This is a genomic window from Janthinobacterium sp. JC611, assembly GCF_018682595.1.
Lineage (GTDB): Bacteria > Pseudomonadota > Gammaproteobacteria > Burkholderiales > Burkholderiaceae_D > Janthinobacterium.
The window spans coordinates 100,634-108,759 of record NZ_JAFLJN010000004.1 but is presented as its reverse complement, the minus strand read 5'-3'; the positions used below and the strand labels follow the sequence as shown (position 1 = coordinate 108,759).

The 8,126-nt window shown below is 66.2% G+C and carries 6 protein-coding genes; all 6 read left to right on the top strand.

Annotated elements, in window-relative coordinates; all coding sequences use genetic code 11:
• Positions 1–68 precede the first annotated feature (68 nt).
• The 6 genes from J0O65_RS05895 to J0O65_RS05870 all read left to right on the top strand — a co-directional run bounded on the left by J0O65_RS05895 (position 69) and on the right by J0O65_RS05870 (position 7,962).
• On the top strand, positions 69–1,619 hold the full coding sequence (locus tag J0O65_RS05895; protein WP_215405033.1) for a sugar ABC transporter ATP-binding protein: 1,551 nt from the start codon (positions 69–71) through the stop codon (positions 1,617–1,619).
• An 18-nt stretch (positions 1,620–1,637) separates the two neighbouring features.
• Positions 1,638–2,609 (top strand): ABC transporter permease, encoded by a 972-nt coding sequence (locus J0O65_RS05890; RefSeq protein WP_215405031.1) that lies wholly within the window; start codon positions 1,638–1,640, stop codon positions 2,607–2,609.
• A gap of 14 nt (positions 2,610–2,623) precedes the next feature.
• Entirely contained in the window at positions 2,624–3,673 is a 1,050-nt protein-coding gene (locus J0O65_RS05885) for a LacI family DNA-binding transcriptional regulator (protein ID WP_215405029.1), read from the top strand.
• On the top strand, positions 3,670–4,578 hold the full coding sequence (rbsK, locus tag J0O65_RS05880) for a ribokinase (protein WP_215405027.1): 909 nt from the start codon (positions 3,670–3,672) through the stop codon (positions 4,576–4,578). Before J0O65_RS05885 ends, rbsK begins: the two co-directional genes overlap by 4 nt.
• Before the next feature lie 13 nt (positions 4,579–4,591).
• Positions 4,592–4,984, top strand: a complete 393-nt coding sequence (gene rbsD / locus J0O65_RS05875; protein WP_215405025.1) for a D-ribose pyranase — start codon at positions 4,592–4,594, stop codon at positions 4,982–4,984.
• Positions 4,985–5,118: 134 nt separating this feature from the next.
• Positions 5,119–7,962: an EAL domain-containing protein gene (locus J0O65_RS05870; protein ID WP_251373524.1), complete on the top strand. Its 2,844-nt coding sequence runs from the start codon at positions 5,119–5,121 to the stop codon at positions 7,960–7,962.
• Positions 7,963–8,126: the final 164 nt, after the last annotated feature.

Sequence of the window (8,126 nt, the reverse complement as noted above, 5' to 3'; positions counted from 1 at the left end):
GCCGGCGCCTGCGCGTACTTGTGAGTACGCGCGCGCCGGCCCCGCCGCCACTACCGCGGAGTTTTATCATGCCCACCGACATTCCCCCGGCGCCAGCCGCCATCCCCTTGTTAACGCTCGATAACATCGGCAAGTCCTATGTCGGCCCCGTCCTCGGTGGCGTGGGCCTGCGCTTCGCCCCCGGCCAGGTGCTGGCGCTGACGGGAGAAAATGGCGCGGGCAAGAGCACCTTGTCAAAGATCATTTGCGGCCTGGAGCAAGCCACTACGGGCACGATGCTGCTCGACGGCAAACCTTACCAGCCCGCCTCGCGCGGCGCCGCCGAGGCGCTGGGCATCCGCATGGTGATGCAGGAACTCAATTTGATTCCCACCTTGTCGATCGCGGAAAACCTGTACCTGAAGAATCTGCCGCAGCGTTTCGGCTTCATCGACCGTACGCGCCTCGAACGCGATGCGCGCGAACAGATGGAAAAAGTCGGCCTGGGCGGCCTCGACCCGTGGACACTCGTGGGTGAACTGGGCATCGGCCACCAGCAAATGATCGAGATCGCGCGCAACCTGATCGGTGCCTGCCGCCTGCTGGTGCTCGACGAACCGACGGCCATGCTGACGCACCGCGAAGTCGAGCTGCTGTTCCTGCAGATCGAACGCCTGAAAGCCGACGGCGTGTGCATCATCTATATTTCCCACCGCCTGGAAGAACTCAAGCGCGTGGCCGACCGCATCGCCGTGCTGCGCGACGGCCAGCTGGTGTGCGATGACGACATCGCCGGCCACTCCGCCGCCGACCTGGTCAGCCTGATGGTGGGCCGCTCGGCCGACGATGCGGTGGACTTGAGCGGGCGCACCATCGGCGCGCCGCTGCTGCGCGTGCGCGGACTGGCGCGCGGCAAGGTGGTCAACCCGACCTCGTTCGACTTGCGCGCCGGCGAAATCCTCGGCATCGCCGGCTTGATCGGCTCGGGCCGCACGGAATTGCTGCGCTTGATCTTCGGCGCCGACCGCGCCGACGCCGGTGAGGTGTTCCTCGGTGACAGCGCCACGCCCGCCGCCTTGCACTCGCCGCAGGCGGCCGTGCAAGCGGGCATCGCCATGATCACGGAAGACCGCAAGGGACAAGGTTTATTGTTGCGCCAGTCCATCGCCGTGAATACGACCCTGGCGTCGCTCGATACCGTCAGTGGCGCGGGCTGGCTCAACGACGCGGCCGAAGCGACGGTGGCCGACGATTACATCGGGCGCCTGGGCATCCGTTCGCGCAACAGCGCGCAAACGGTGGCCGAGCTGTCCGGCGGCAACCAGCAAAAGGTGGTGATCGCCCGCTGGCTGTACCGCGACTGTCCCGTCATGCTGTTCGACGAGCCCACGCGCGGCATCGATATCGGCGCCAAGTTTGATATTTATCAGGTGCTGGCCGAACAGGCGCGCCAGGGCAAGGGCCTCGTCATCGTCTCGAGCGACTTGCGCGAACTGATGCTGATTTGCGACCGCATCGCCGTGATGAGCGCGGGCAGCATCGTCGACACCTTCGAGCGCGGCGCCTGGAGCCAGGACGCGCTGCTGTCGGCCGCCTTCTCCGGCTATTTGACCCCCACTTCCACTCCAGCTGCGGCCTGATCCGCCGGAAAGATTCCCATGACCACCCATTCCTCTCCTTCGTATCTGCAGCGCAGCCTGGCCGACCTGAAAAACTATGCGGGCCTGATCGGCGCCCTGCTGGCCATGTGCGTGCTGTTCTCGTTTGCCAGCGAAAACTTTTTTACTTTGGCTACCCTCAGCACCCTGTCGAACAATATCCCGACCCTGGTCGTGATGGCCGTCGGCATGACGTTCGTGCTGATCATCGGCGGCATCGATCTGTCCGTCGGTTCCGTGATGGCGCTGGCCGCTTCCGTGCTGTCCCTGGCCGTCGTGCACTGGGGCTGGCCCGTGTGGAGCGCGGCCCTGCTGGGCATGTTCGTCGCCGCCCTGTGCGGCGCGACGACTGGCCTGATTTCCGTCGGCTGGCGCATTCCCTCGTTCATCGTGTCCTTGGGCGTGCTGGAAATGGCGCGGGGCCTGGCCTATCAAGTGACGAACTCGCGCACGGAATACATCGGCAGCGCCGTCGACGGCATCAGCTCGCCAATCGCCTTCGGCCTGTCGCCCGCCTTCATCGCCTCGATCGCCATCGTCGTCATCGGCCACCTGGTGCTCACGCGCACGGTGCTGGGACGTCACTGGATCGGCATCGGCACGAATGAGGAAGCCGTGCGGTTGTCCGGCATCAATACGAAGCCGTCGAAAGTGCTGGTGTTTGCCTTGATGGGCTTTCTTGCCGGCGTGGGCGCGCTGTTCCAGGTGTCGCGCCTGGAAGCGGCCGACCCGAACGGTGGCGTGGGCATGGAATTGCAAGTGATCGCCGCCGTCGTGATCGGCGGCACGAGCCTGATGGGCGGGCGCGGTTCCGTCATCAGCACCTTCATCGGCGTGCTGATCATTTCCGTGCTGGAAGCGGGCCTGGCGCAAGTGGGCGTGTCGGAACCCGTGAAACGCATCGTCACGGGCCTGGTGATCGTCGCCGCCGTGGTGCTCGACACCTACCGCCGCCGCGGCGAACGCGCCTAAGCGACGCATCGCCCATGGCAACCATCAAGCAAGTGGCGCAGGCGGCGGGGGTGTCGTTCACCACCGTCTCGCACGTCCTCAACAATACCCGCCCCGTCAGCGACGAGGCGCGCCGCGCCGTGCTGGCGGCGGCGGAACAATTGCATTACGTGCCCAGCGCGCTGGCGCGTTCCCTGCGCAGCCGCAGCACGGGCACCATCGGCTTGATCATTCCCAATAATACGAACCCGTATTTTTCGGAAGTGGCGCGCGGCATCGAGGACAGCTGCTACGCGGCCGGCTACAGCGTGATCTTGTGCAATTCCGATGACGACCCCGTCAAGCAGCGCGACTACCTGAACGTGCTGCTGACCAAGCGCTGCGATGGCCTGATCCTGTCCGCGCTGGCCGACAGCGACGGCGAATTGCTGCGCAAGATGAAGGTGCCGGCCGTTCTGCTCGACCGTGCGCCCAGCGACCTGTCCATCGATGCCGTGGCCGTCGACAACCGCGCCGGCGGCGCCCTGGCGGCGCGCCATTTGCTGGGCCTGGGACGCCGGCGCCTGGCCTGCATCGCCGGTCCCCGCGAAGTGAGCATTTCCAACGAGCGCATCGCCGGCGTGCGCGGCGCCATGACGGACGCGGGCGTGGTCCTGGCCGACGCCCTGTGCCGCCATGCGGACTTTACCAGCGCGGGCGGCTACGCGGCCGCGCTGGACTTGCTGGCGCTGCCCAAGGGCCAGCGTCCGGACGCCTTGTTCTGCTGTAACGACTTGATGGCCTTCGGCGCCTTGCGCGCCGCCGCCGAGCGCGGCATTGCCGTGCCGGGCGAGCTGGCCGTCGTCGGCTTCGACGATATCGACCTGGCCAGCTTCGTGCACCCGGCCTTGACCAGCGTGGCGCAAAATACGCGCGAGCTGGGCCACATCACGGCGGCCTGCCTGCTGGCGCGCATCGCCGACCCCGCCCTGCCGCGCCAGCAGCGCAGCATCGCCCCCGCACTGCACGTGCGCGGCTCCAGCGCGGCCGCCGCGCCGGCCCCTTTTTCTTCACCTGCAACTGAACTGATGGGAATGACATCATGATCGTGGTTATCGGCAGCATCAATATGGACCTGGTCTTGCGCGTGCCGCGCATGCCCCTTCCCGGCGAAACCCTGACGGGCGGCGCGTTTCGCACCATTCCTGGCGGCAAAGGTGCCAACCAGGCCGTGGCCTGCGCGCGCCTGAGCGGCAAGGTGGCGGGCGCCCAGCAAGTGGCCATGGTCGGCTGCGTGGGCGACGACGCGTTCGGCGCCACCCTGCGCGCGGCGCTCGTCGGTGACGGCATCATCGACAGCCACGTCACGACCTTGCCGGGCGTGGCGTCCGGCATCGCCTCGATCCTGGTGGACGACAATGGCCAGAACAGCATCGTCATCGCCGGCGGCGCCAACGATTTACTGAGCCCCGCGCATATCGACGCGGCCAAGGAGCTGATCGAACAGGCCGATATCGTCGTGCTGCAGCTGGAAACGCCGATGACCACCGTCGTGCACGCCATCAAATTGGCCCGCTCGCTGGGCAAGACCGTGGTGCTGAACCCGGCCCCGGCGGCCAGCCTGCCGGACGGCGTGCTGGAACTGGTCGACTACCTGATTCCGAATGAAATCGAAGCGGCCATGCTGGCCGGCGTCAGCCCGGACGGCGCGGATGCCAAGGCGCTGGCCGCCGCGCTGCAAAAGCTGGGCAGCGACAACGTCATCATCACCTTGGGTGCCAAGGGCGTGCACGCGGCCCTGTATGGCGGCGATTACGACTTCCCGGCCGAAGTGGTGCAAGCCGTCGACACGACGGCCGCCGGCGACACCTTCATCGGCGGTTTCGTGGCGGGCCTGGCGTCCGGCATGGACGAGGCCGAAGCGATCCAGCAAGGCCAGCGCGCGGCCGCCTGGAGCGTCACCAAGCCTGGCGCGCAAACCTCGATCCCCCACTTGCACGAGCTGTTCTAACGACACCACGCCCATGAAAAAATCACCGCTGCTTAATATTGCGCTGTCGCAAATGATCGCTTCGCTCGGCCATGGCGACATGCTCGTCATCGGCGACGCGGGCTTGCCGTCGCAGCCGGGCGTGCCCCTGATCGACCTGGCCCTGACGCGCGGCATCCCCGGCTTCATCGACACCGTCAACACGGTATTGACTGAAATGCAGGTGGAATACCATCTGCTCGCCAGCGAGTTGCCGCAGCATAATCCGACCATGGCGGCGCAGGTGGCGGCCTTGTCCCTGCCCGATGCGCGCCAGGTGACGCACGAGGAGTTCAAGCAATTGTCGAAGGGCGCGCGCGCCATCGTGCGCACGGGCGAGTGCAGTCCGTACGCCAACATCATTTTGGTGGCCGGCGTCGTGTTCTAGCGCACATAAACGCGAAATGGTTTGCCAAAAACATCAACGCACTTGTCCTCACTGAAATAATTGTTCATCGGCAAAAGGGGCGGCTACAATAGCCTTACCCCTGCCAGCCTGGCAGCTTCCTGTGGTGTTCCGCCATGCCGATGAAAGCCCCCGACGCTTTCCGCCTTGTCTTGCCGCCCGCCGGCAGGCTGGCGCGCGCCTGGCGCGGCCTTTTTTTCCTGCTGCTGTGCCTGGCCACACCGGCCCGGGCGCTGGAAGCCGTTTCCCTGCACCTCAATTTCACGCATCAGTTCCAGTTCGCCGGCTATTACGCGGCCATCGAGCAAGGCTATTACCGCGAGGCGGGGCTGGACGTGACCCTGGTCGAAGGCGGCGGTGTGCCGCTTGCCGAGGCGGCCGTGCTGACGGGCAAGGCCGAGTATGGCGTGGGCAACAGCACCTTGTTGCTCAGCCGGCTGGCGGGCAAGCCCCTGGTGGTGCTGGCCGTGGTGTTCCAGCATTCGCCCAGCGTGCTGCTGATGCGCCAGCATGGCGGCGCGCCCGACGTGCGCCGGCTGGCAGGCGCCCCCGTGATGATAGGCGCGCCTGCCGATGCGGCGTCCGCTTCCAATGAGGTGTTGCTGTTCCTGCAGAAAATGGGCGTCGCGCCGCAGCAGATGCGCCATTTGCCGCCCAGCTACCGGGTCGAGGATTTGATCGATGGCAAGGTCGATGCGATAGCCGCGTATTCCACCAACGAACCGGACTACCTGGACCGGGCGGGCTTTCCCTATTACCAGTTTACGCCGCGCACGGCCGGTATCGATTTCTACGGCGACAACTTGTTTACCAGCGAGCACGAGCTGCGCCGCCATCCCGAGCGCGTGAAGGCGTTCCGCGCGGCCAGCCTGCGCGGCTGGCAATACGCGATGGCGCACCGCGAGGAAATGGCGCGCGTGATCCATGCCAAATACAGCCAGCGCCATGATCATGCGCATCTGCTGTACGAGGCGCAGCAGATGGAATTGCTGCTGCAACCCGTGCTGGTGGAGCTCGGCTACATGAATCCCGAGCGCTGGCAGCACATCGCCGACACGTATGCGGACATGGGCGTGCTGCCGCGCAATGCCACGGACAGCCGCCTGTACCAGGGCTTCCTGTACCGCCCCGTGCCCGGCGCCGAGCTGGGCTGGCTGTACCTGTCGCTGGGCCTGGCGGGCAGCCTGCTGGCCGTGTCGGCCGCCTTTCATTTCAACAACCTGGCACGCGAGCGCCGCCGCACCGAGGAAACCATCCGCCAGGGGGAATTGCGCTTTCGCACCATGTTCGAGCAAGCGCCCATGGGCATCGCCCTGATCGATACCCTGAGCGGACAGTTTCTCGACATCAATCCGCGCTACCTGGCCATCAGCGGGCGCAGCCTGGAACACATGAAGCGCTCGAGCTGGATGGAGATCAGCCATCCCGACGACGTGGCCGGCGAGCAGGAGCAGGTGGCGCAACTGCTGGCGCGGCGCATGCAGGGCTTTCGCCACGCCAAGCGCATCGTGCGGCCCGATGGCGGCGTGGTGTGGGTCGACGCTTCCGTGACGGCCATCGCCACGGCGCGCCATGGCGGGCCGCACCACCTGTGCATGCTGGAAGACGTGACGGACAAGCGGCAAACGGAAGCGCTGATCTGGCAGCAAGCCAATTTCGATACCTTGACGCAACTGCCGAACCGGCGCATGTTCCATGAGCGTTTGCGCCAGGCGCTGGCCCAGGGCCGGCGCGACAGCCGCCGCGTCGCCATCCTGTTCATCGATCTCGACCATTTCAAGGAAGTCAACGACACGCTGGGTCACCACCAGGGCGATATCCTGCTGATCGAGGCGGCGCGGCGCATTCGCGTGGGCGTGCGCGAGACGGACACGGTGGCGCGCCTGGGCGGCGATGAATTCACGGTGATCCTGTCCGACCTCGACGATTTGCAGCAAGTCGACCGCATCGCGCGGCAGATACTCGACGGCTTGCTGGCGCCGTTCCAGCTGGGGCAGGAGCAGGCCTTCGTCTCGGCCTCGATCGGCATCACCCTGTATCCCGATGACGCGGGCACGATCGAGGACCTGCTCAAGCATGCGGACCAGGCCATGTATGTCTCGAAAGGGGCGGGGCGCAACCGCTACAGTTATTTCACGCCCGCGATGCAGGTGGCGGCCGTCAACCGCATGCGCCTGGGGGCGGACTTGCGCACGGCCCTGCGCGAACAGCAGATGCAACTGCATTACCAGCCCATCGTCGCGCTGGACAGCGGACGCATCGAGAAGGCGGAAGCCTTGCTGCGCTGGCACCATCCGCAGCGCGGTCTGGTTTGCCCGCCGGATTTCCTGGCGCTGGCCGAAAGCAGCGGCCTGATCGTGGAGATCGGCGACTGGGCGTTGCGCACGGCGGCCGCGCAATTGCTGCGCTGGCGCGCGCAGGGCCAGACCATCGGCTTGCCGGGACTGCAGCTGTGCCTGAATCAATCGCCGCTGGAATTGCAGCGCGAAGTGGAGGCGCCCGGCACCTGGTTGCGCCAGCTGGCGGCGCTCGGTGTGCCGGCCTCGGCCATCGTGCTCGACCTGCGCGAAGATGTCCTCTTACCTGGTGGCGCCAGCATGGCGCCGCGCTTGCAGCACCTGCGCGAGGCGGGTCTGCAGATCGCCCTCGACGACTTCGGCAGCGGCCATGCCTCGCTGACGCAATTGCAGCAGTGCGGCATCGATTACCTGAAGCTCGACGGCGTGCTGGTGCGCAAGCTGGCGCCCGGCGCCAGCGAACTGGTGCTGTGCGAAGCCATCGTCACCATGGCCCACAAGCTGGGCTTGCGGGTCATCGCCGAAGGGGTGGAGACCGACGAGCAGCGCGCGCGGCTGCTGGAGATCGGCTGCGATTTCGCGCAAGGCGAGCTGTTTGCGCCGCCGCTGACCAGCGAAGCGTTCGATGCCTTGCTGCACGCGCGGCGGCCCTTGCATCCTTGAAACAGGCGTGCCCTGCCACCAGATTGCCACTGGGCCTGCGGGACAGGGCTCCCGGCCTGAACGGGCTTATACTCGACGGGCTGGCGCCTGCGCCCGGCATTGCTGTCACGGGTCCTGGACCTGGAGCGCAGGCATACCTTCTTCCATTCACTCAACTCGAGGTG